This window comes from Lentzea rhizosphaerae, assembly GCF_042649515.1.
GTDB classification, from domain to species: domain Bacteria; phylum Actinomycetota; class Actinomycetes; order Mycobacteriales; family Pseudonocardiaceae; genus Lentzea; species Lentzea aerocolonigenes.
In genome coordinates this window covers 178,112-199,326 of record NZ_JBHRZI010000004.1, presented here as the reverse complement: position 1 = coordinate 199,326, position 21,215 = coordinate 178,112, and the positions used below count along the sequence as shown (strand labels likewise).

Annotated in this window: 25 protein-coding genes; 11 read left to right on the top strand and 14 right to left on the bottom strand. The window is 68.9% G+C overall.

Going from position 1 to position 21,215, the window contains the following annotated elements:
• Positions 1 to 65: 65 nt before the first annotated feature.
• Positions 66 to 452 carry a cupin domain-containing protein gene (locus ACFOWZ_RS02480; RefSeq protein ID WP_382367931.1) on the top strand — a complete coding sequence of 129 codons (387 nt, stop codon included), beginning with the start codon at positions 66 to 68 and terminating at the stop codon, positions 450 to 452.
• A complete protein-coding gene (locus ACFOWZ_RS02475; protein ID WP_030470155.1) occupies positions 449 to 838 on the top strand; it encodes a DUF1304 family protein in 390 nt (129 codons plus the stop codon). Before ACFOWZ_RS02480 ends, ACFOWZ_RS02475 begins: the two co-directional genes overlap by 4 nt.
• Before the next feature lie 9 nt (positions 839 to 847).
• Here ACFOWZ_RS02475 and ACFOWZ_RS02470 read toward each other — a convergent pair whose 3' ends face one another.
• Together ACFOWZ_RS02470 and ACFOWZ_RS02465 are read right to left on the bottom strand one after the other, a co-directional pair.
• The gene (locus ACFOWZ_RS02470) at positions 848 to 1,516 is read right to left on the bottom strand and encodes an MOSC domain-containing protein (protein ID WP_382367928.1); all 669 of its coding nucleotides are present in this window, start codon (positions 1,514 to 1,516) and stop codon (positions 848 to 850) included.
• A gap of 10 nt (positions 1,517 to 1,526) precedes the next feature.
• Entirely contained in the window at positions 1,527 to 1,916 is a 390-nt protein-coding gene (locus tag ACFOWZ_RS02465) for a MerR family transcriptional regulator (RefSeq protein ID WP_382367925.1), read from the bottom strand.
• Between the two features lie 62 nt (positions 1,917 to 1,978).
• On the opposite strand from ACFOWZ_RS02465, the gene ACFOWZ_RS02460 reads away from it, so the two are divergent.
• On the top strand, positions 1,979 to 3,013 hold the full coding sequence (locus ACFOWZ_RS02460) for an aldo/keto reductase (RefSeq protein ID WP_382368288.1): 1,035 nt from the start codon (positions 1,979 to 1,981) through the stop codon (positions 3,011 to 3,013).
• Position 3,014: 1 nt separating this feature from the next.
• On the opposite strand, the gene ACFOWZ_RS02455 is transcribed toward ACFOWZ_RS02460, so the two are convergent.
• The 3 genes from ACFOWZ_RS02455 to ACFOWZ_RS02445 are packed head-to-tail and all read right to left on the bottom strand — an operon-like array spanning position 3,015 to position 6,204.
• Complete coding sequence (locus ACFOWZ_RS02455; RefSeq protein WP_382367922.1) at positions 3,015 to 4,136, bottom strand: hypothetical protein; 1,122 nt, start codon at positions 4,134 to 4,136, stop codon at positions 3,015 to 3,017.
• On the bottom strand, positions 4,133 to 5,647 hold the full coding sequence (locus ACFOWZ_RS02450) for an alkaline phosphatase D family protein (protein WP_382367919.1): 1,515 nt from the start codon (positions 5,645 to 5,647) through the stop codon (positions 4,133 to 4,135). The genes ACFOWZ_RS02455 and ACFOWZ_RS02450 overlap by 4 nt, the downstream gene beginning before the upstream one ends.
• A gap of 11 nt (positions 5,648 to 5,658) precedes the next feature.
• Positions 5,659 to 6,204 carry an FAD-dependent oxidoreductase gene (locus ACFOWZ_RS02445; protein WP_382367916.1) on the bottom strand — a complete coding sequence of 182 codons (546 nt, stop codon included), beginning with the start codon at positions 6,202 to 6,204 and terminating at the stop codon, positions 5,659 to 5,661.
• Positions 6,205 to 6,264: 60 nt separating this feature from the next.
• On the opposite strand from ACFOWZ_RS02445, the gene ACFOWZ_RS02440 reads away from it, so the two are divergent.
• Positions 6,265 to 6,765: a GbsR/MarR family transcriptional regulator gene (locus ACFOWZ_RS02440; RefSeq protein ID WP_382367913.1), complete on the top strand. Its 501-nt coding sequence runs from the start codon at positions 6,265 to 6,267 to the stop codon at positions 6,763 to 6,765.
• Here ACFOWZ_RS02440 and ACFOWZ_RS02435 read toward each other — a convergent pair.
• Entirely contained in the window at positions 6,677 to 7,252 is a 576-nt protein-coding gene (locus ACFOWZ_RS02435) for a TetR/AcrR family transcriptional regulator (protein ID WP_382367910.1), read from the bottom strand. The two genes, ACFOWZ_RS02440 and ACFOWZ_RS02435, sit on opposite strands and share 89 nt — an antisense overlap.
• Positions 7,253 to 7,365: 113 nt before the next feature.
• On the opposite strand from ACFOWZ_RS02435, the gene ACFOWZ_RS02430 reads away from it, so the two are divergent.
• Positions 7,366 to 8,310 (top strand): SDR family NAD(P)-dependent oxidoreductase, encoded by a 945-nt coding sequence (locus tag ACFOWZ_RS02430; protein WP_382367907.1) that lies wholly within the window; start codon positions 7,366 to 7,368, stop codon positions 8,308 to 8,310.
• Complete coding sequence (locus tag ACFOWZ_RS02425) at positions 8,307 to 9,236, top strand: SDR family NAD(P)-dependent oxidoreductase (RefSeq protein WP_382367904.1); 930 nt, start codon at positions 8,307 to 8,309, stop codon at positions 9,234 to 9,236. Before ACFOWZ_RS02430 ends, ACFOWZ_RS02425 begins: the two co-directional genes overlap by 4 nt.
• Before the next feature lie 358 nt (positions 9,237 to 9,594).
• Here the strand turns inward: ACFOWZ_RS02425 and ACFOWZ_RS02420 are convergent, their stop codons facing one another.
• The gene (locus tag ACFOWZ_RS02420) at positions 9,595 to 10,587 is read right to left on the bottom strand and encodes an aldo/keto reductase (protein WP_382367901.1); all 993 of its coding nucleotides are present in this window, start codon (positions 10,585 to 10,587) and stop codon (positions 9,595 to 9,597) included.
• A complete protein-coding gene (locus ACFOWZ_RS02415; RefSeq protein ID WP_382367898.1) occupies positions 10,587 to 11,477 on the bottom strand; it encodes an EamA family transporter in 891 nt (296 codons plus the stop codon). Before ACFOWZ_RS02415 ends, ACFOWZ_RS02420 begins: the two co-directional genes overlap by 1 nt.
• Between ACFOWZ_RS02415 and ACFOWZ_RS02410 the strand changes: the two genes are divergently transcribed.
• Positions 11,476 to 12,054, top strand: coding sequence for an Lrp/AsnC family transcriptional regulator (locus tag ACFOWZ_RS02410; RefSeq protein ID WP_382367895.1), 579 nt, complete (start codon positions 11,476 to 11,478; stop codon positions 12,052 to 12,054). The two genes, ACFOWZ_RS02415 and ACFOWZ_RS02410, sit on opposite strands and share 2 nt — an antisense overlap.
• Before the next feature lie 111 nt (positions 12,055 to 12,165).
• Positions 12,166 to 13,158: a chitinase gene (locus ACFOWZ_RS02405; protein ID WP_382368285.1), complete on the top strand. Its 993-nt coding sequence runs from the start codon at positions 12,166 to 12,168 to the stop codon at positions 13,156 to 13,158.
• On the opposite strand, the gene ACFOWZ_RS02400 is transcribed toward ACFOWZ_RS02405, so the two are convergent.
• Positions 13,155 to 13,541, bottom strand: coding sequence for an SgcJ/EcaC family oxidoreductase (locus tag ACFOWZ_RS02400; protein WP_382367892.1), 387 nt, complete (start codon positions 13,539 to 13,541; stop codon positions 13,155 to 13,157). The two genes, ACFOWZ_RS02405 and ACFOWZ_RS02400, sit on opposite strands and share 4 nt — an antisense overlap.
• Positions 13,542 to 13,609: 68 nt before the next feature.
• Between ACFOWZ_RS02400 and ACFOWZ_RS02395 the strand changes: the two genes are divergently transcribed.
• Positions 13,610 to 14,464 carry an alpha/beta fold hydrolase gene (locus ACFOWZ_RS02395; RefSeq protein WP_382367889.1) on the top strand — a complete coding sequence of 285 codons (855 nt, stop codon included), beginning with the start codon at positions 13,610 to 13,612 and terminating at the stop codon, positions 14,462 to 14,464.
• Here ACFOWZ_RS02395 and ACFOWZ_RS02390 read toward each other — a convergent pair.
• The gene (locus ACFOWZ_RS02390; protein WP_382367886.1) at positions 14,434 to 15,705 is read right to left on the bottom strand and encodes a hypothetical protein; all 1,272 of its coding nucleotides are present in this window, start codon (positions 15,703 to 15,705) and stop codon (positions 14,434 to 14,436) included. The genes ACFOWZ_RS02395 and ACFOWZ_RS02390 overlap by 31 nt on opposite strands.
• Before the next feature lie 120 nt (positions 15,706 to 15,825).
• On the opposite strand from ACFOWZ_RS02390, the gene ACFOWZ_RS02385 reads away from it, so the two are divergent.
• On the top strand, positions 15,826 to 16,422 hold the full coding sequence (locus tag ACFOWZ_RS02385; RefSeq protein WP_382367883.1) for an acetoacetate decarboxylase family protein: 597 nt from the start codon (positions 15,826 to 15,828) through the stop codon (positions 16,420 to 16,422).
• Here the strand turns inward: ACFOWZ_RS02385 and ACFOWZ_RS02380 are convergent.
• From ACFOWZ_RS02380 to exaC, 4 genes are read right to left on the bottom strand one after another with little or no spacing between them, the layout of a single operon-like run.
• Positions 16,410 to 17,231: a hypothetical protein gene (locus ACFOWZ_RS02380; protein ID WP_382367880.1), complete on the bottom strand. Its 822-nt coding sequence runs from the start codon at positions 17,229 to 17,231 to the stop codon at positions 16,410 to 16,412. The two genes, ACFOWZ_RS02385 and ACFOWZ_RS02380, sit on opposite strands and share 13 nt — an antisense overlap.
• Positions 17,228 to 18,082, bottom strand: coding sequence for a hypothetical protein (locus ACFOWZ_RS02375; protein WP_382367877.1), 855 nt, complete (start codon positions 18,080 to 18,082; stop codon positions 17,228 to 17,230). Before ACFOWZ_RS02375 ends, ACFOWZ_RS02380 begins: the two co-directional genes overlap by 4 nt.
• Before the next feature lie 9 nt (positions 18,083 to 18,091).
• Positions 18,092 to 18,442, bottom strand: a complete 351-nt coding sequence (locus ACFOWZ_RS02370; protein ID WP_382367874.1) for a DUF779 domain-containing protein — start codon at positions 18,440 to 18,442, stop codon at positions 18,092 to 18,094.
• Positions 18,442 to 19,965 carry an acetaldehyde dehydrogenase ExaC gene (gene exaC, locus ACFOWZ_RS02365; protein ID WP_382367871.1) on the bottom strand — a complete coding sequence of 508 codons (1,524 nt, stop codon included), beginning with the start codon at positions 19,963 to 19,965 and terminating at the stop codon, positions 18,442 to 18,444. The genes ACFOWZ_RS02370 and exaC overlap by 1 nt, the downstream gene beginning before the upstream one ends.
• A 115-nt stretch (positions 19,966 to 20,080) precedes the next feature.
• Here exaC and ACFOWZ_RS02360 point away from each other — a divergent pair, with 115 nt between their 5' ends.
• Positions 20,081 to 21,202, top strand: coding sequence for a GAF domain-containing protein (locus tag ACFOWZ_RS02360; protein ID WP_382367868.1), 1,122 nt, complete (start codon positions 20,081 to 20,083; stop codon positions 21,200 to 21,202).
• Positions 21,203 to 21,215 lie beyond the last annotated feature (13 nt).

Sequence of the window (21,215 nt, the reverse complement as noted above, 5' to 3'; positions counted from 1 at the left end):
TTCTCGGCATGATGAGCACAGGTGGCGTGACGAACACAGGTGGCGTGACGAACACAGTTGGCGTGATGAGCACAGTCGGCGAGGGTGACGAGCTGACCGTCCCCGACGCGAAGATCACCGTCCGGATCTCGGGCGAGGACACCGGTGGCGCGTACGAGTTGTTCGAGGTGGACGCGCCACGAGGGGAGGCCGCGCCGCCGCACCGCACGCCGTGGCCGAAGGTCTACTACGTGCTGCACGGACGCATGGCCGTGCTGCTCGACGGCGAGCTGCACGACCTGTCGCCGGGGGACGCGATCACGATCCCGCCCGACGCGCCGCACACGTTCACCGTGCACACGCCGTCGGTGCAGTTCCTGGCGTTCGCCGTGGGGGACGTGATGGGTGCGTTCTTCCGCGATCTGTCGGAGAACGGCTTTTCGGCGTTGGAACGGCACGGGGTGACGATGTGAGCGTCGTGGCTCAGGTCGCCGCGGCGGTCGCGGCCCTGATTCACCTGGTCGTGTGGGTGTGCGAGGCGTTCCTGATCCACCGCGTCCACCACTCGATGTTCCGGCAGCCGGCCTCGGACGTGCCGGCGATCCGGCTGTGGGCGTTCGGTGTGGGGTTCTACAACCTGTTCCTGGCGTGCGGCCTGATCGCGGGGCTGATCGCGCTGCACTCGGGGCAGGAGCTGGTCGGTCGCACGCTGATCTTCTACGTGTCGTGGTTCATGGTGCTGGGCAGTGTGGTGCTGGCCGTGGCCGACCAGCTCGCGATGAGCAGGCCACGCAACCAGGCGTGGGGAGGCGTGGCCGCGGAGGGCGTTCCGCCGCTGGTCGTGCTGCTGTTCGCCTGAAGGGACCGGCTACTGCTTGAGGTCGATCGTGGTGCGCTTGTGCACCAGCGCGATCACTTCTGGCGGCACCGCGTCGCCTGCCTCCAGCAGCCGCGGCAGCAGTTCGGCCTCGGTGAGCACGGCGCGGAGGAACATCTCGACCGTGACGTCGTGGTCCGGCTTGTGCACGACGGTGATCTCGTCACCGGACGCGATGAGTCCGGCCTCGAGCACTCGGAAGTAGGCACCGGGCCTGCCTGCCTGGGTGAACCGCTTGACCCACCCGCGCTGCCCCAGGAAGCCGGCGAACGTCCGGCAGGGCACGCGTGGCGCGGTGACCTCCAGCAACGCCGTGCCGACCCGCCAGCGTTCGCCGATGAGGGCGTGCGTCTGGTCGATGCCCTGCGTGGTGAGGTTCTCGCCGAACTGGCCGTTGTGCAGGTCGACGCCGAGCTCGGCCTGCCACCAGTCGAGGTCCTCGCGGGCGTAGCCGTACACGGCCTGGTGCTCGCCGCCGTGGTGGTCGAGGTCGGCGATCGTGTCGCCGGCGACACCGCTTCCCGCGGTTCCCTTCGGCCCCTGCGGGCTGACCTGCAGCGGGCCCTCGACCGGCCGCTTGTCGATGCCGGTGGCGCCCTTCTGGGCGTAGTCGACCGGAATCGTCTGCTGGGCGATGTTCAGCGAGAGCACGACGGGCATGGACCCGAGGTTATTGCCCGACCGCCTTGGCGGCGATCGAATTGACGTAGTCCTGGTAGATGCCGACCTTGTGCGTGATCAGGTCCATGCAGTCCTGGAGCTGGACCATCTGCTGGCGGACCCGTTCCTGGTGCTCCTTGAGGATGTCGAGGCGCTGCAGCTCGTTGCCGTCGCCCTGGCGGACGAGCTCGGTGTAGCGGCGGATCTCCGGCACGGGCATCCCGGACATGCGCAGCATGATGCACATGCGCAGCCAGTCGACGTCCTGCTGCGTGTACACCCGGCGGCCGCCCGGTCCTCTGTGGACCTCGTGGGCGAGGATGCCTTCCTTCTCGTAGAAGCGCAGGGCGTGCACGCTCAGCCCGGTGCGTTCGGCGACCTGTCCGATGCTCAACTGCATACGCCCGAGCATAGGTTCTTGACCTAGAGACGACTCTAGTTCCTAGGTTTTCGCTCATGAACATGCGTTATCGCGTACTCGGGGGAACCGGCATCGAGGTCAGTCACCACTGCCTCGGCGCCATGATGTTCGGCTCCGTCGCCAACGACGACCACGACGAGGGCGTGCGGATCATCCACCGCGCCCTCGACGCGGGCATCAACTTCGTCGACACGGCGGACATGTACTCGGCGGGCGAGTCCGAGGAGATCGTCGGCAAGGCGTTGAAGGGTCGTCGCGACGACGTCGTGCTGGCCACGAAGGTGCACTTCCCGCTGGGTGAGGGCCGCAACCGCAGCGGCAACTCGCGCCGGTACGTCGTGCGGGCCGTCGAGGACAGCCTGCGGCGTCTCGGCACCGACTGGATCGACGTGTACCAGGTGCACCGGCCGGACTACGCGACCGACGTCGAGGAGACGTTGTCGGTGCTGACCGACCTGGTGCGGGCCGGGAAGATCCGGGCGTTCGGGTGCTCGACGTTCCCGGCGGAGGAGATCGTCGAGGCGCACCACGTGTCGCTGAACCGCGGGCTGATGCGGTTCCGGACCGAGCAGCCGCCGTACTCGATGCTGGCGCGGGGGATCGAGCGGTCGGTGCTGCCGGTCTGTCAGCGGCTCGGGATGGGCGTGCTGGTGTGGAGTCCGCTGGCGAGCGGGTTCCTCTCGGGCAGGCACCGGCGGGGTGCGAACGCCGACGCGTTCCGGGCGACGCTCACGCCGGAGCGGTTCGACGAGTCGCTGCCGGCGAACGCGGCGAAGTTCGAGGCGGTCGAGCAGTTCGCGAAGCTGGCCGCCGAGATCGGGGTGTCGTTGCCCGCGCTGGCGATCGCGTTCGTGACGACGCACCCGGCGGTGACGTCGGCGATCACCGGGCCGCGCACGATGGAGCAGCTGGAGTCGTTGCTGGAGGGCGCTTCGCTGGTGTTGACCGACGAGGTGCTGGACCGGATCGACGAGATCGTGCCGCCCGGCACCGACACCTACGACGTGAACGGGTTCTGGAAGCCCGCGTCGCTGCTGGACGTCCACCAGCGACGCAGGCCCGTCGATCAGCGCTGACTCACCACTCCTGGGTGGTCAGGCCGGTGCCCAGGTAGACCTGGTCGTAGCCGTTGCCGTCGTTGTCGTCGGTGTAGACGACGGTGATGCGGCCCCACGGGTCGACGCCCACGGCGGGCTCGTCCTGCCTGCCGGCGGCGTTCGCGACCGTGAGCTGGCGTGCCGGCCTGCCGGTGGTGGTGCCGTCGGGGTTGTAGACGTGCGTGTAGACGTCGTCGGCCTCCGCAGTGGTCACCGCGACGCCGAGCTGGTCGTCGATGCCGACCTGGGGGTCGGTGCCGGTGGTCTGGGCCGCGGCGCCTCGGGACGCTCCGGCTGCGGTGAAGGACTGGGTGCGCACCCCGGACTGTTCCCAGGCGATCGCGAAGTCGCCGTTGAAGTTGGCCGCCACGGCGGGGCGTTTTCCTGGCCCCGTCGTGGTCTGCGCCTGCTTCACACCGCCGGACGGGGTGAGGATCTTGCGGGCCACGTTCGCGTCCGCCTCCCACGCCACGATCGCGTTGCCGGCCGCACCCATCGCCACCTGCGGTTTGGCGTGGGTGCCGCCGGCGTTGTTGACCTGGGCCTCGTAGGTCTTGGACGAGATGGACGCGAAGCCGCTGGCTCGCACGGTGGGTGCGTTGGTGCCCTGCTTGTCCTCCCACGTCACCGCGAAGGCGCCGGTGTCGGGATCCGCTGCGACGCTGGGAAAGTACTGCTGGCCGTCGGAGCTCGCGTTGGCCGTGCCGGAGCCGGAGACGGTGCCGCTCGCGCTGACCGAGCGGACCGCGATGTTGTAGTAGCCGTTGCCGTCCGGGTCCTCCGACCAAACGACGACGGCGCTGCCGTTCTCGTGCAGCGCCACGTCGGGCTGCCAGTGGCGCCAGTTCCCGGTTCCGCCGTCGCTGAGCTTCTTCTCGTAGACCGACGTTCCCTCCTTGTAGAGCCGGATCCAGACGTCGGAGTGGACCGGGTCGGCGGGGTCGGTGGTGTCGCGGTCGTCCTCCCACACGACGGCCGTGTAGCCGTTGCGGGTGGCCGAGACGGATGCGCTGTCCTGGTCGCCGGTCGAGGCGCTGTTGACCGTGGACCACGTGATGGGGGCGGGGGCCAGCAGGAGGCTGGCGATCAGCAGTGTCTTCACGGTGCCTGCAATCCGGGGTTGTTCGCCTCGACGACGTAGCTGCCGACGGTCTTCACCGGGTAGTCGCGCACGGTGACCTTGTCGACGGCGCGGAAGTCGACCCGCATCTCGGTGGGGGTGGTGTGGGTCTTCACGAAGCCGCGCAGGTTCTTGAAGTACTTCACGTGCGGGTTCAGCGTCGGGTTGAGGCTGTTGTCGGCCGCGTTGCCGTCGCCGCCGGACGTGACCGAGGTGGTGACGAGCTCGGTGCCGATGATGCGGTTCTGCGTGCCGTAGTTCTGCATGAGGTTCGCGGCCCAGCTGCGGTGCACGTCGCCGGTGAGCACGACCGTGCCCTTGTTGCCGTTGGTGTCCCAGGCGTTCTGGATGCGGGTGCGGTTGGCGGTGTAGCCGTCCCAGGCGTCCATGCTCTTCGCGCCGTCCGCGTTCGCGAGCCGTTGCGCGAAGAACACCTGCTGGCCCAGGAAGTCCCAGGTGCCGAGCTTCTGCCGCAGTCCGTCGATCAGCCACGTCTCCTGCGACGTGCCGGTGAGCGTGCGCGAGGCGGCGTCGGCTTCCGGGCAGACCTTCGTGCCGTCGCCGCACGCCTGGTCGTCGCGGTACTGGCGGGTGTCGAGCATGTGGAACGTCGCGAGGCTGCCCCAGCGGATCCTGCGGTGCAGCAACATTTTCTCCGCGCTGGGAGCCTGGGCGCTTCTGAGCGGCATGTGCTCGTAGTAGGCCTTGTACGCGGCGGCGCGGCGGGCCTTGAAGTCACCGGCCGGGTTCGTGTCGTTGCGGACGAGGTTCGCGTAGTTGTTCTCGACCTCGTGGTCGTCCCAGACGACGAGCCAGGGTGCGGTGGCGTGGGCGGCCTGCAGGTCCGGGTCGGTCTTGTACTGGGCGTGGCGGACGCGGTAGTTGGCGATCGTGCTGATCTCGGCGGCGGGCGCGAACTCGCGGACCTTCGTGGTGGTGGCCGCGCCCTCGTAGATGTAGTCGCCGAGGTGCAGGATCAGGTCGGGGTGTTCCTGGGCCATGCGCCGGTAGGCGGTGAAGTAGCCCTCCTCGTAGTGCGCGCACGACGCGAAGAGCATGGTCAGCTCGGGGGAGGTGCCGACGGCCGGTGCGGTGAGCGTGCGGCCGACGGGGGAGATGTGGCCGCCGGTGCGGAAGCGGTACCAGTACTCGCGGCCGGGTTCGAGGCCGGTGAGGGTGACGTGCACGGAGTGCGCGCTCGCCTGGGTGGTGGTGAACGTGCCGGTGCGGGCGATGTTCGTGAAGCGCTCGTCGGTGGCGACCTGCCACTCGACGGCGGTGTTGGTGTTCGGCATGCCGCCGAGGCCGTCGGCGTTGAGGGGGTTGGGGGCCAGACGGGTCCAGATGACGAAGCCGTCGGCTGCTGGTTCGCCGGACGCGACACCCAGGGTGAAGGGGTAGCCGATCGCGTTGGCCAGTTTGGGGAGGAGGACTCCGGCGCCCGCTCCCGCGAGGCCACCCACGATGAAGGTGCGTCTCCGTAACGTGCTCATGACCCGCAGGCTTACCGAACGCGGGTAAAGGCCCGCCTAATTGCATGCGGCTTCAGAGTGGTTTCCCACCAGGCGAAAGCGGCGTAGTCGTCGGGGTGGATGTCGAACGCGTCGGCGAGGAGCTCGGCCGCGCAGAGCGGCATGCCGGTGTCGCGGACGGCGCGGTGGAGCAGGGCCACGTGGTCGCGGGACCAGGACTCAAGGCGCAGGCCGGGTAATCGCTCGGCCTCGCAGCACGGCTGGGCGCACACGACGACGTCGAACCACTCGTCGTCGTGGTCGTTGAACGCGACCGTGACGCCGAACCGGCCCGGGTGCAGCGCGGTGACGGTGCTGCGTCTGGTCTCGTAGTGCAGCGGGTGGGGGAGGGCGGCGAGCCGTTTCGCGGCGCGCAGGTCCGGGCCCGTGATGTCGACCGGTTCGTGGTGCACGCCGTGGTCGAGCACGACCACGTTCCACGTGCTGCGAGCGAGCCGGAGCGCGGTGGCGAGGCCGGAGATGGTGGCACCCACCACGAGTGCTGAGCTGTGCGCTGAGTTGATGTGCGCTGTGGCCATGACCAGCCCCTTCCCCCTAGGATTGAGGCTAGCGAACGTTCAGAAATTTCTGAAGACAGGGTGACTGTGACCGGCGAGACAGATCGCAGGGAAGCGGCCGAGCGCCTGGCGCTCGCGCTGGTCGCTGCCGGGATGCAGCGGATGGCGGCGCGGGCGCTGGCGGCGTTCCTGTTCTCCGACGAGGAGTCGCTGACCGCGGGGGATCTCGCCGACGAGCTGGGGGTCAGCGCGGGCTCGGTGTCGGGCGCGATCAGGACGCTCGCGCAGCTGGGGCTGATCGAGCGGAGCTTCGTGGCCGGGAGTCGTCGCGAGCACTTCCGGATGCGGGAGAACGCCTGGACGACGGTGTACTCGCGGCAGCACTCGATGGTCGACGACGTGCTGAGCGCTGCGGAGAAGGGGATCGACGCGGTCGGGCCAGGACTGGCGCACGACCGGCTCGTCTACATGCGCGACTTCTACACGTTCCTGCTCAACGAGGTTCCCGCGCTGGTGGAGCGGTTCGAGCAGCAACGTGCTGGGGCCCAGCGTTCTCGGCGCCGTGGAGGACCCCGGCCATGATCAGGTCGAGCATCCGCTCGGCCTGATCCGGGTCGCCGTTCTGGGCGACTCCGATGAGCAGTGCCAGCAGGTCCATCGGCTCGGTCCGCGCGCCGAGCGGGGCCAACAGGGCCGACACCGCCTCGGTCATCTTGGCGCGGCTGTGCTCGAACGGGTTGATGCCCGCCGCGATCACGGCCTGGAGCGCTTCCTTGAGGTCGTGTTTCGTTGCCGCGTAGGCGATGAAGCGGTCCATCCACTCTCGCAGCGCGGCCTCCGGCCCGTGCGTCTCGAGCAGTTCGGGGGCCGCGTCGCAGAGCTTCTCCAGCTCGGTGCGGTAGACGGCCTCGATCAACGCCTCGCGCGTCGGGAAGTGCCGGTACAGCGTGCCGATGCCGACGCCCGCCTTCTTGGCGATCGCGCCGAGCGTCACGTCCTTGTGGTGCGTGAACGCGTCGAGCGCCACCTCGATCAGCAACCCTCGGTTGCGGACGGCGTCAGCGCGCACTTCTTCACTCCTATGGGGTACGTCACTTGCGAAACGGAGGACCCTCCGTTTACGGTGGAACCCGAACCGGAGGAACCTCCGTTTCAGTGTACGACACAGGTTGGGGAAATCGGATGAGTGAGCGCATCACCACGCCGTTCGGCTTCGAGACCACCGCTCTCGAGGTGGTCGAGGGGGTCGACCTCTCGGGCCGTCGCGCCGTGGTCACCGGTGGGGCGTCGGGCATCGGCGTCGAGACCGTGCGGGCCTTGGCCGCCGCGGGCGCCGAGGTCACCATCGCGGCCCGCGACGTCGAGGCGGGCGAGCGCGTCGCCGCGACGCTGGCCGAGGCGACGGGCAACAAGGCGATCTTCGTGGCTCCGCTGGAGCTGACGTCGCAGGACTCGGTGAAGCAGTTCGCCCGCTCGTGGGACGGACCGCTGCACCTGCTGATCAACAACGCGGGCGTGATGGCGACTCCGCTGACGCGCACGCCGGAGGGCTGGGAGCTCCAGTTCGCCACGAACCACTTCGGGCACTTCACGCTGACGCTGGGCCTGTTCGACGCGTTGCGCGCCGAGGGCGCCCGTGTCGTGAACGTCAGCTCGGCCGGTCACCTGGCGAGCCCGGTGGTGTTCGACGACCTCCACTTCGAGCGCCGCGAGTACGACCGCTGGCAGGCGTACGGCCAGTCCAAGACCGCGAACGTCCTGTTCGGTGTCGAGGCGGGCAGGCGCTGGGCGTCGGAGGGCATCACGATGAACGCGCTCATGCCGGGCGGGATCCTGACCGCGTTGCAGCGGCACATCACGCCCGAGGAGCTGCAGGAGCGCATCCGGCTGCGCGGCGGAGACAAGCCGCTGAAGCTCAAGACGCCGGAGCAGGGCGCGGCCACCACGTTGGTGCTCGCCGTGTCCCCACTGGTCGAAGGCCGTTCCGGCCTCTACTTCGAAGACTGCAACGAGGCACTGCCGCACACCGCCGGCATGACCGACGGGCTCGCCGCCTACGCGGCCGACCCGGAGGCCGCGGCGCAGCTGTGGAAGGTGTCCGAGGAGACGCTGAAGGTGCAGGCATGATCACCACTGGATTCGGATTCGAGACGACGGCCCTGGAAGTCGCCCAGGTGGCCGACCTGGCGGGCCGCCGCGCCGTGGTGACGGGCGGCGCGTCGGGCATCGGCGTGGAGACCGTGCGAGCCCTGGCCGTGGCCGGCGCCGAGGTCACCATCGCCGCCCGCGACGTCGACGCGGGCCAACGCGTGGCGTCGTCCCTGATCAAGGCAACGGGCAACAAGTACATCTCGGTGGCGAAACTGGACCTGTCCTCCCAGGCCTCGGTGAAAACCTTCGCCCGCAACTGGGACGGCCCTCTCCACCTCCTGATCAACAACGCCGGCGTCATGGCCACCCCGCTGACGCGCACCCCGGAGGGCTGGGAGCTCCAGTTCGCCACGAACCACTTCGGCCACTTCACCCTGACGCTGGGCCTCTTCAACTCGCTGCGAGCCGAAGGCGCCCGCGTGGTGAACGTGAGTTCCTCCGCCCACCTGATGGGCGAGGTCGTCTTCGACGACCTCCACTACGAGCGCCGCGAGTACGACCGCTGGCAGGCGTACGGCCAGTCCAAGACCGCGAACATCCTGTTCGGCGTAGAGGCGGGCAAGCGCTGGGCCTCCGAGGGCATCACGATGAACGCCCTGATGCCAGGCAGCATCGCCACCAACCTCCAGCGCCACCTCACCCAGGAGGAGCTGCAGGAGCGCATCAGGCTGAGCGGCGCCGCAACCAAGCGCCGCATGAAAACCCCAGAACAAGGCGCCGCCACCACCCTGGTCGTAGCAACATCCCCGCTGCTCCAAGGCCGCTCCGGCCTGTACTTCGAAGACTGCAACGAGGCCCACCCCAACACCGGCGGCGTCCTCTCCGGCGTTGCCCCCTACGCCCAGGACCCAGAAGCGGCCTCCCAACTCTGGAAGGTCTCAACAGAAACCCTCTCCCTCTAACCGGCGCCGGGACCCTGAACGTCAAGGCAACCGGGCGATCGCGGCCGCACCACACAGACCGCGATCGCCTGCCACCGACCGCACCTACGTCGAACCCAGTCGCAGCAACCTCCCCGGTGCTGCAAGCCCGCTCCGGCCTCCACATCGAGACCTGCAACGAGGCCCAGCCCGACACCGGGGGCGCGCCCAGGTGCCGTCTCCGGTCCGACATCGAGGCACAGCAGTCGATCGCCCCGACGCCCAAGCCAACAAACCGGCCCCTGGCACCTTCCGCTCATCCTCCTAGCGGAGCCGGTGCCCCCAACAAGCGAACCCTGCGCTGAGCGCACCACCCAACCCCCCGACAGATGATCACCGGTCAAACACCTTCTCGGCCATGGCCCAGCACCACGTGTGGCCGGTACGGCGCGCGCAGCCTCGCCCTCTCGTCCTCGCTCAGCTGTGTCCGCACCGCCGCGACCGCGTCGTCCAGGTGTTCGGTCCTGGTTGCTCCGATGATCGGCGCGGTCACTCCGGGCTGGCCGAGCAGCCAGGCCAGCGCGATCTGCGCTGGGGGGAGGTCGCGTTCGGCGGCGATCGTGCGCACCGCGTCCACCACGTCGAAGTCGTCGTCGGTGTACATGTTGTCGGCGATGGGGTCGGAGCCGGACCGTGTGGTGGTGTGGCGGCCGCCGCGTTCGCGGGAGCCGGTCAGCAGGCCGCGTGCCAGTGGGCTCCACGGGATGATGCCGACGCCCTGGTCGAGGCAGAGCGGGATCATTTCCCGTTCCTCCTCGCGGTAGACGAGGTTGTAGTGGTTCTGCATCGACACGAACTTCGTCCAGCCGTGTGTCTCCGCGACGTGCTGCGCCTTGGCGAACTGCCAGGCGAACATGCTCGACGCCCCGATGTACCTGGCTTTTCCGGAGGTGACCACGTCGTTGAGCGCGTTCATGGTTTCCTCGATCGGCGTTTCGTGGTCCCAGCGGTGGATCTGGTACAGGTCGACGTGGTCGACGCCGAGCCGGTCGAGCGAGGCGTCGATGGCGGCCATGATGTGTTTGCGGGACAAGCCTTTTTCGTTCGGGCCTGGGCCTGTCGGGAAGTAGACCTTGGTGGCCAGGACGTAGTCGTCGCGGCGGGGGAACAGCTTGGCCAGCAACCGGCCGGTGATCAGCTCGCTGGCGCCGTCGGAGTACATGTCGGCGGTGTCGAAGAACGTCACTCCCGACTCGACGGCCTGGCGGACGATCGGCTCCGCGGCGTCCTCGCCGAGGACCCAGTCTCGCGCGTGGGGACTGCCGTAGCTCATCATGCCGAGGCAGATCCGGGACACGGTGAGGCCCGACGTGCCCAACCGGACGTGGTCCATCAGTTCTCCTTGTCATCCTGTGGTTCCTGGTGCACCGCGACGCCCGCCGCGATCAACGCGACGCCGGCCAGCTCCTGGGCAGAGGGGATCTGGGCGAGCACCACGATCCCGATCACCGTCGCGACCGCGGGCAGGATGCTCAGCATCAGCGCGAAGGTGCTGCGGCGTAACCGGGCCATGGCGAGCTGGTCGGTCACGTAGGGGATGACCGACGAGCAGATGCCCACGGCTGCTCCGGCCAGCAGCGTTGCCGGGCTGGTGAAGGCAGGGGCTGCGGCGACGGCGCAGAACGGTGCCGCGATCACCGCCGCGATGAGCATGGCGGCGCCGAGCTGGTCGATTCCGGAGAATCCGGCGCCGGTGTTGGCGATCCGGTGGCCGAGCACCACGTAGAGCATGAACAGCGCGCAGTTGACGAAGGCGAAGAGGAGCCCAAGGGGCTCACCGGTGAGCTGGAGGTCGGTCAGCGCGACCACCCCGCCCACGGCTAGCACGAGGGCGGTCACGTTGCGGCGGCTGCGCAAACCGATCGCGGCGAGCACGATCGTGCCGAGGAACTCGATCGCGCCGACCGTTGCCAGGGGCAGCCGGGCGATGGCGAGGTAGAACGTCGTGTTCATGGCCGCGAGCACCACGCCCAACAGGAGCAGGGTTCGTCGCTGCTCCGGGCTGAGGTGCCGGACCGACCGCCACGGCCTGCGCCACAGCGCGAACACCACTGCGGCGGCCGCGATTCGCAGCCAGACCACGCCTAGCACGTCCACGCGGGCGAACAGCACCACGGCGAAAGCCGGTCCGAGGTAGTGGAAGACGGCGCTGACGGCGAAGTACGCCGGTGCCGGCAGCCACGGCGCCGTGAGCCGCGCTGCGCTCCCGGGCGGTGTTGTCATGCGGAGTATCTTCCAAAAGCAACATCCACTGCCGGAATGGCACTATCCAGGAAGACGGCGCGAGTTGCCTGGAGAATCAAGCTCAAACGGCCAAAATTCCTTCACCGGACGTTCGTCGCTGCTGGACGAGGTGAACGTGCGGCTGCTCGACGAGCTGCACAGCGATCCGCGGCTGTCGATGTCCGAACTCGCCCGCCGCGTCGGCATGTCGGCGCCGGCTGTCACCGAGCGGGTGCAGCGCCTGGAGCGCGCCGGCGTGATCACCGGCTTCCGGATGGAGGTCGACCCGGCGGCTCTCGGCATGCCGGTCACCGCGCTCGTGCGCATCCGGCCAGGGCCCGGCCAGCTCCCGAAGATCGTGGCGGCGGCACAGGACACGCCGCAGGTGGTCGAGTGCTTCCGGATCACGGGTGAGGACTGCTTCCTGCTCAAGGTGCACGGGCCGTCCATCGGGCAGCTCGAGGAGGTGCTCGACCGGTTCCTGATGTTCGGGCAGACGACCACCTCGATCGTCGTGTCCGAGCCGGTGCCGCGGCGGCCGCTTCCCGTTTCCGCCTCGGACCAGCGTCGCCAGTAGAGGTCTGGACCATTTCGTGCTTCAATGACAACGGGTCGCCGCCTGAACGCGAAAGGTGAGCGAATGTCTGCCCGCTTGTTGCTGAGGGCACTGACAGCCCTGCTTCTGCTCATGACCACCGTTCTTCCCGCCACCGCCCAAGCGGCCGACACCTGTGCGCTCAAACCCCGGCCCGCGGGCAAGGTCCTGCACGGTTACTGGGAGAACTGGGACGGTGCGTCGAACGGGGTGCACCCGCCGTTCGGCTGGACTCCCATCACCGACAGCCGCATCAAGCAGCACGGCTACAACGTCATCAACGCGGCGTTTCCCGTGATCCGCTCCGACGGCACGGTGCTGTGGGAGGACGGCATGGACGCCGGCGTCAAGGTCGCGACGCCTGCCGAGATGTGTGCGGCGAAGGCGGCCGGCGCCACGATCCTGTTGTCGATCGGGGGTGCGACGGCGGGGATCGACCTGAGCTCCACCACCGTGGCCAACCGGTTCGTCGCGACCGTCGTGCCGATTCTGAGGAAGTACAACTTCGACGGCATCGACATCGACATCGAGACCGGGCTGGTGGGCAGCGGCAACATCAACCAGCTGTCGCCGTCGCAGGCCAACCTCATTCGCATCATCGACGGTGTGCTGGCGGCTATGCCGTCGGGCTTCGGGCTCACCATGGCGCCCGAGACCGCGTACGTGACGGGTGGCAGTGTCGTCTACGGCTCGATCTGGGGCGCGTACCTGCCGATCATCAAGAAGTACGCCGACAACGGGCGCCTGTGGTGGCTGAACATGCAGTACTACAACGGTTCCATGTACGGCTGCTCCGGTGACAGCTACCAGGCCGGCACCGTGCAGGGCTTCGTGGCGCAGACCCAGTGCCTCAACAAGGGGCTGGTGGTGCAGGGCACCACGATCAAGGTTCCCTACGACAAGCAGGTGCCGGGCCTGCCTGCCCAGCCGGGCGCGGGCGGGGGTTACCTGAGCCCGTCGCTCGTCGGGCAGGCGTGGGGCAGCTTCGGTGGTCAGCTCAAGGGGCTGATGACCTGGTCGATCAACTGGGACGGCTCGAAGAACTGGACCTTCGGCGACAAGGTGAAGTCGCTGCAGGGTCGCTAGAGCACCTTCGTGTTCTGCCCGGCGGCGATCTTCCACTGGCCGTCCTCTTTGGACACGACGTAGAGCGGTGATCCCTCGTTCTCGTCGGTCGCGGGAGTGCCGTCGGGCTTGAACGGACGCTGGCGGATCTTGACGGCCGCCACGTCCGGTCTGATGAACACGACGTGCACCACCTCGTACGTGGCGGTGCCCAGCTTCGTGGCGCCAGGGAGGACCTGGCGGGTGAAGGTGGCGATCTCGTCGCGGCCCGTGAGGCGCTTGCCGTGTGCGGTGGTCCAGATCGCGTCCTCGCGGAACTGGTCGATGAACTCCTCGGCGAGCTCGTTCTGCTGGGCGTGCTGGACGGTGGCGACGAGCTTCTCGATCTCTGCGATGTCGTTCATGGTCAAGATCTTGATACCTCGACCATGATGGAGGTCAAGCGCGGAGTGATGTGGGTAACGTGGGGACGATGGACTGGAAGCTTTCCGAGGAGTTCGTGACCCAGGACGGTGTGGTGCGCTGGGATCGGCGCGGTGCGGGGGAGCCGGTGGTGCTCCTGCACGGCACGCCGTTCAGCTCGGTCGTGTGGCGGGCGATCGCCGCTGACCTGGCCACCGACCACGAGGTGTTCGTGTGGGACATGCTCGGGTACGGGCAATCCGAGATGCGGTCGGGGCAGGACGTCTCGTTGCGTGCTCAGGGGCGGATCTTCGCCGATCTGCTGGCCGAGTGGGGGCTCGTCAGGCCGGTGGTGATCGCCCACGACTTCGGTGGTGCGGTCTCCCTGCGCGCGCACTTGTTGCACGGTGCCGACTACGCCGCGCTCGCGTTGTTCGACCCGGTTGCCCTGGCACCGTGGGGATCGCCGTTCTTCCGGCTGGTGCAGGAGCACTCCGCCGTCTTCGAACGGTTGCCGGGCAACCTGCACGAGGCGTTGGTGCGTGAGTACGTGCGCTCGGCCAGCAGTCCTGGCCTGGCGCAGGAGGTGCTCGACGAGCTGGTGTCGCCCTGGACCGGTGAGGCGGGGCAACCGGCGTTCTACCGCCAGATCGCCCAGGCTGATCAGCGCTACACCGACGAGATCGAGCACCGGTACGGGGAGATCGCCTTACCGGTCACCGTGTGCTGGGGCGAGGACGACGAGTGGATCCCGCCGGCCAGGGGTGAGCAGCTGGCCGCCGCCGTCCCGCGGTCGGAGCTGCACCTGGTGCCGCGGGCCGGGCACCTCGTGCAGCTCGACGCGCCCGGTCCGGTGCTCGATCTCGTGCGCCGGTTCCTGTCACGGCACGCGGGTCACGTGCGCGGTGCGACCCGGGACTCGTAGGAGTTCGGCCTGTACCCCGGGTTGAAGAAGCAGCCCGTGCCGTACCTGGTGTCGTGGCCGGGGCAGCTCGCCGCGACCAGGTACGGGTTGGCTCGCACGCCCCACTTCTCCCACGCCTGCAACGCCTGCATGGCCGCGGCGTACTCGGAGTCGCTGAACGCGCTGTGCGTGGCCTCGTTCGTGAACGTCTGCACGAGGTTCCACCAGCGGCCGGCCTTCAGCACCGTGTCGCGGTACGCGGATTCGTGTTCGACGAACGCGGTCGGGTCGCCGATGGCGTGCACCGAGAGCACCGGGATGTCGATTTTTCCGGTGAGGTCGCTGTCGTAGGCCAGCGCGGCGCGTGCCTCGGGGTCGGCGGAGAAGCGTTCGACGCCCGCGTTCAGCGCGGCGTCGTCGTGCGAGCCCTTGTACACGACGCCCGCGTTGCTCCACGGGTTCTTGTCGCCGAGGCGGTTGTGGACGATGTCGCGGAACGTGAACGTCGCGAAGTTCAGGTGCGAGTTCAGCGTCTCCTCGGGGATCTTCGTGACGGTGAGGACGTCGGTGAGCTTCTGCTGCTGTTCCGGGGTGCGGTTGCCTGCGGTGCCGAGGCATTCCTCGATGCGGCCGCGCAGGCCCGCGGTGGTCATCGTGGAGCCGGCGCGAAGCCCCTGCCACAGCGGGTACTGCACCTCGGACGGCCGCGGGTGGTTGCCGCAGTAGTACTGGTAGACCACGCGCAGGTCCACCCGGTAGTCGTAGCCGCGTGAGCCGCCCGCCATGACGCCGCTGGTGAGCAGGGCGGCGTCGTAGCCCTTGTACAGCTCGATGGTCTTCGCCGCGACGTTGCCGCCCCACGACTGCCCGTGGAGGTACACCTTGTGCGGCTTGAGCATCGCGCTGACCGTCCTGCGCAGGTTGTCGGTGTCCTCCGCGGCCATTCGCGTGCCGTAGCCGCCACGCCGGTACGAGGTGCCCGCCCAGGCGTAGCCCTCCTTCACCATCACGGCCCAGCGGTTCAGGTCGTCCCGCGTGCGTTCGGGAGTGGGGTCGCCCAGGTCGGGTCCGCCGTGCGAGTGCACGACCAGCGTCTTGTTCCACTTCTTCGGCACGGCGATCGTGTAGTACGCGCCGTTGGCGTCCCGGCCCTCGTAGCAGGTGGTGCCGCTGGGGACGTTCTCCGGGCACGGCGCGGCCGGGGGCAGGTGCACCGGGGACGTGAGACTCGCGGTGAGTGCGAATGCCAGCAGGACGTTCATGGCCGGAATCGTCAGTCCGGCTCGGCATGTGGTCCAGTTCACTCGCACAAACTTGGGACTTTCCTGACGTTGCGGTCCTGGTACCGGGAAATGGCAGGTGGCAGCGGTACGGTCGTGATCGTGCGCTATCCACCGGAACCGTGGCACATGCAGGGGACCGTCGTGCTCTCGGTGTTCCGCTTGCCGCGAAGACTGGTGCCGGACGACCACCTGCCGGTCGGCGCACGGGTGATCACGTTGGCGGGCAATGCTTTCGTGGCTGTGGCGTTCGTGTCGTACGAACCGGGCAGCGTGCTCACCTACGACGAGCTGCTCGTGGCGGTCCCGGTGTGGGACCGGGGTGCGGTGGCCGTGTCGGTGCCGCAGATCTGGGTCGACAGCGAGGCGTCGCGGCTGGGTGGGCGCGAGCTGTGGGCGATTCCGAAGCTGCTCGCGCGGTTCGGCGAGGGCTCGTCGATCGCGGGTGTCGCGGTGACCGGTGGCGTGTCGTTGCCGGGGCGGTGGCGGTTCGCGGGGCCGACCGCGCAACGTCTCGACGGCCGTGAGGTGCGTGCGCACGCGGCCATGTCGGGCCGGCCCAGGCTGGTGCGGGCGGGGTGGATGTTCCCCGTCGGCGGGCCGCTGGGCTACCTGACCGGGCGGACGCCGCTCGTGAGCGTTGCGATGGACGACATGCGGCTGACGTTCGGCCAGTCCCCGTACGCTCAGGCGCCGTAGCGGACGCTGTTCAGCACGTGCCGCGCCCACGCGTGGTCTGCGGGGTCGTCGTAGAGGCACGTCACGAGCAGCAGTTCGCCGAACCGCGCCACGTGGCCGTAGAACTCGTGCCCGCCGCTGTTCGTGGTGAGCCACAGGGCGTGCCGCAGCTCGACTCCGTCCCTGACCAGGAACTGCTGGTCCTCGGGCACGTCCGGTGCGCCGCTCAGCGCCATCTCGAGGAACCGCTCGGCCGGTGTTCCCTGCGCCTTGCGGGTGTCGACGAACACCGTGCGCCCCGGACCGGCGAACCGGAGGCCGTCGTCGAGCAGGTGCGGGGTGAGGCCGGCGGTGCGTTCGATGCTCCACGGGCCGCGCAACTTCTGCTGGACCGACACCGGCAGTTCCACCAGGAACGCTCCCAGCACCCGGTCGCGGTCCCACGTGTGGTCGAGCAGCGGGTGCTGGACGAGCTCTGGCGGCTCGTCCGGTTCGCGGACCTCGGCGGTGACCTTCGCGCCGTGCAGGTCGTCCCACGGTTTGATGTCGTGCGCGAACGTGCCGGTCAGGCGCAGTGAAGGACTGCCCCAGGCGGTCTCCGCACGGCGGGCGGCCGCGGTGGTGACGCGCATCCAGGCTCCGAACCACAGTTCCAGGTCGCCGGTCAGCTCCACGGGGAGCACACACCGGACGTACGCCGCGTCGCCTGCCAGCAGGACGTTGCCGCCCGCCCGGCGCTCCGCGTCCCTGGCGCCGGGTGGCAGGCCCAGGTCGAGGTCGAGGGCACCGGACTCGTCGACCTCCGCGCCGCAGCAGTGGCAGGCCGTCATCCGACGTACCGCACGCTGTTGAGCACGTGCTGCGCCCACGCCCGGTCGGCCGGGTAGCGGTGGACGCAGCGCACCGAGAGCATCACGCCGCGCCGGACGACGTGGCCGTGGAACACCTGCTCTTCCTGGCCGTCGATGACCTCGCTCAGCCAGAACGCGTGGCGCAGCTCGTCGCCGTTGTGCTCGACGGAGTGCTCGGCGCTCGCGGGGTAGCCGTCGAGGACCGCGCCGAGGAAGTCGCTCGGGCTGCCACCCGTGCGGTCGGCGTAGACGTCGAGGCCCACCCAGCGGTCCGGGCTCGAGAAGCAGACGGTGTGGTCCTCGACCACGCAGCGCATGCCCGCGGACCGTTCGATGGTCCAGACCTCGCCCAGGGTCTCGCGGACGGGGATCGGCAGCGGCTGCCGGATGCGGCACAGCACCTCGTCGCGGTCCCACTCCTGTTCCAGCGCGGGGTGCGAGGTGAAGTAGGGGAGCTCGTCGGTGTTGAGCACCGCCGCCTCGACCGGGACGCCGAGCAGGTCCCACGGCTGGATGACGTTCGCGAACTTGCCAGAGACGTGCAGGTTCGCGTACTCGGCGTCGTTGTCCCACACGGCGTGGGCGTACATCGCGTCGACCTTGCTGATCTGCATCCACGCACCGAACACCAGCTCGACTCCGCCGGTCAGCCGAACGGGGAGCAGGCATCGGAGGTAGGAGTCGCCGTCCGGTCCGACGAGCAGTCCGCCTGTCGGGGCGCCGAGTTGCTCAGCGGGCACGCCGATCAGTTGCTCCGGACGGTTCAACCGGTAGTCGATGCGGTCCGTAGACGTGATGTCGGCTCCGCAGCATCCGCATTGGACGGTCATGCGCAGATGCTAGAGCTCCTCGTCTGCGAGTAGACGGGAACGCACCAGAAAACGCACTCCCAGTGGTGCTTCCAGCGAGAAACCGCTCCCACGCCCCGGCACCACGTCGATCGTGAGGTGCGTGTGGCTCCAGTACTCGAACTGGGCCGCCGACATCCACACCGGCACGGCGAACTCGTCCACCGAGAGGTCGCCCAGGTGCACGTCCGACGAGCCCGTCCGGAACTCGCCGGCGGGGTAGCACATGGGGGCCGAGCCGTCGCAGCAGCCGCCGGACTGGTGGAACATCAGGTCGCCGTGCGAAGCCCGGAGGCGGCGGACAACTTCCGCCGCCTCCGGGGTCAGTGCCACGCGCGGCATCAGAAGAAGCCCTGGGCGTTCGGGGAGTAGCTGACGAGCAGGTTCTTGGTCTGCTGGTAGTGGTCGAGCATCACGCGGTGGTTCTCGCGGCCGATGCCGGACTGCTTGTAGCCGCCGAACGCCGCGTGCGCCGGGTAGGCGTGGTAGTTGTTCACCCACACGCGGCCCGCCTGGATGTCGCGGCCCGCGCGGTAGGCGACGGAGCCGTCGCGGGACCACACGCCCGCGCCCAGGCCGTAGAGGGTGTCGTTCGCGGTCTTCATCGCGTCGTCGTAGTCGGAGAACTGCGTGACGGCCACGACCGGGCCGAAGATCTCCTCCTGGAAGATCCGCATCTTGTTGTCGCCCTCGAAGACCGTCGGCGTCACGTAGTAGCCGCCGGACAGCTCGCCGCCGAGGTCCGCGCGCTCGCCGCCGGTCAGCACGCGGGCGCCTTCCTGCTTGCCGATGTCGATGTAGGACAGGATCTTTTCGAGCTGGTCGTTGGACGCCTGCGCGCCGATCATCGTGTCGGTGTCGAGCGGGTGGCCCTGCTTGACCGCCTTCGTGCGTTCCACGGCGTCGCCGAGGAACTGGTCGTAGATCGAGCTCTGGATCAGCGCGCGCGACGGGCACGTGCAGACCTCGCCCTGGTTCAGCGCGAACATCGTGAAGCCCTCGAGTGCCTTGTCGTAGAAGGCATCCCGCTCGGCCGCGACGTCGGAGAAGAACACGTTCGGCGACTTGCCGCCGAGTTCCAGGGTGACCGGGATGATGTTCTCGCTGGCGTACTGCATGATCAGCCGGCCGGTCGTGGTCTCGCCGGTGAACGCCACCTTCGCCACGCGGCGCGAGGACGCGAGCGGTTTGCCCGCCTCGACGCCGAAACCGTTGACCACGTTCACGACGCCCGGCGGCAGCAGGTCGGCGATGAGCTCCATCAGCACGTGGATCGACGCCGGTGTCTGCTCGGCGGGCTTGAGCACCACCGCGTTGCCCGCGGCCAGTGCCGGCGCGAGCTTCCAGACCGCCATGAGGATCGGGAAGTTCCACGGGATGATCTGGCCGACGACGCCGAGCGGCTCCTGGAAGTGGTAGGCGATCAGGTCTTCGTCGATCTGCGAGATCCCGCCCTCCTGTGCGCGGATCACGCCCGCGAAGTAGCGGAAGTGGTCGACCGCGAGCGGCAGGTCGGCGGCGAGCGTCTCGCGGACCGGTTTGCCGTTCTCCCACGTCTCCGCGACCGCCAGTGCCTCCAGGTTCGCCTCCATGCGGTCGGCGATCTTGTTCAGCACGTTCGCGCGGTCGGCGACCGAGGTCTTCCCCCACGCGCGGGCGGCGCCGTGGGCCGCGTCGAGCGCGCGTTCGACGTCGTCCGCGGTGCCGCGGGCGATCTCGGTGAACTCCTCACCGGTGACGGGGGTGGGGTTGGCGAAGTACTCGCCCTTGGCGGGCGGCACGTACTCGCCTCCGATGAAGTGGTCGTACCGGTCGCGGTACGTCACCACGCTGCCGGACTGCCCTGGAGCCGCGTACTTCGTCATTTCGCCTCCCGCATCGTTGCGCACTGGGTGGCGACGGTAGGTAGCGCAACGTTTCACGCACGTTGCATCCGAAAGGAGTAACGCGAGGCGCCAGAAGGGCCGTCATCCTGGGGTGGTGACGGACCTCGGCGAAGCAGCGCGGCCGGTGATCGCCGAGTCGTGGCGGCGGTCCCTCGCGGCGCGCGTGGACCCGGACCGGCACGAGGCCCCGGTCGTCTACGCGCCGGACGAGATCGAGGACCTGCGGGGCACGCACCCGCTCGCGTCGGCCGTGCCGCTGCTCGTGCACACGCTGTCGATGGACGAGACGATCATGATCGTCACCGACGCGGGCGGCCACATCCTGTGGTGCGAGGGCGACAACCAGGTGCGGCACAAGGCCGAACGCGTCCACCTCACCGAAGGGTCGCGGTGGAGCGAGGACGTCATCGGCACGAACGCCATGGGCACCGCGCTCGCGACCGGCAGGCCAGTCACCGTGCACTCCCGCGAGCACCTCGTGCGCACCTACCACGGCTGGACGTGCGCGGCGAGCCCGATCCACGACCCGCACACCGGGCTGCTGCTGGGTGTCGTCGACGTCAGCGGGCCGCTGCGCACCATGCACCCGGCCGTCGCGCAGCTCGTGTCGGCCGCCGCCCGGCTCGCCGAGCACCAGCTGCTCCAGGTCGCGCCGCGCCACCACGTGCTGACGCTGAACTTCCTCGGTGGTCTGCGCGCCGAGCTCGACGGCAGGCCGCTGGTGCTGACGTTGCGCAACGCCGAGGTACTGACCGCGCTCGCGTTGCACCCCAAGGGCCTCACGGCGGAACAACTCGCGTTGTTGCTCTATGGTGAACGTGGGAACCCGACCACGGTCCGCGCGGAGCTGCATCGGCTGCGCGCGCAGCTCGGTGGTGTCCTGTTGACGAGGCCGTATCGGCTGGACGCGGTGGTTCGCGGTGATTTCCTGGACGTGCGCACGGCGCTGAGATCGGGTGACGCGGGGAAGGCCACCCGGCACTACAGCGGCGAGCTGCTGCCCCGTTCGGACGCGCCGGTGATCCGCGAGGAACGCGTGGACCTCGCCGCCGCGGTGCGCAAGGGCGTGCTGGAGCGGGGAGATCTCGACGCGCTGCTGTCGTTCGCGGACAGCGGTGAGGACGCGGAGGTGCTCGAACGCCTGCGTCTGCTGCTCCCGGCCGCGGATCCTCGTCACGCACTCGTCTCCTCGCGCCTGCGAAGGGCGCTGGAATAGGCTTTCCCGCGGG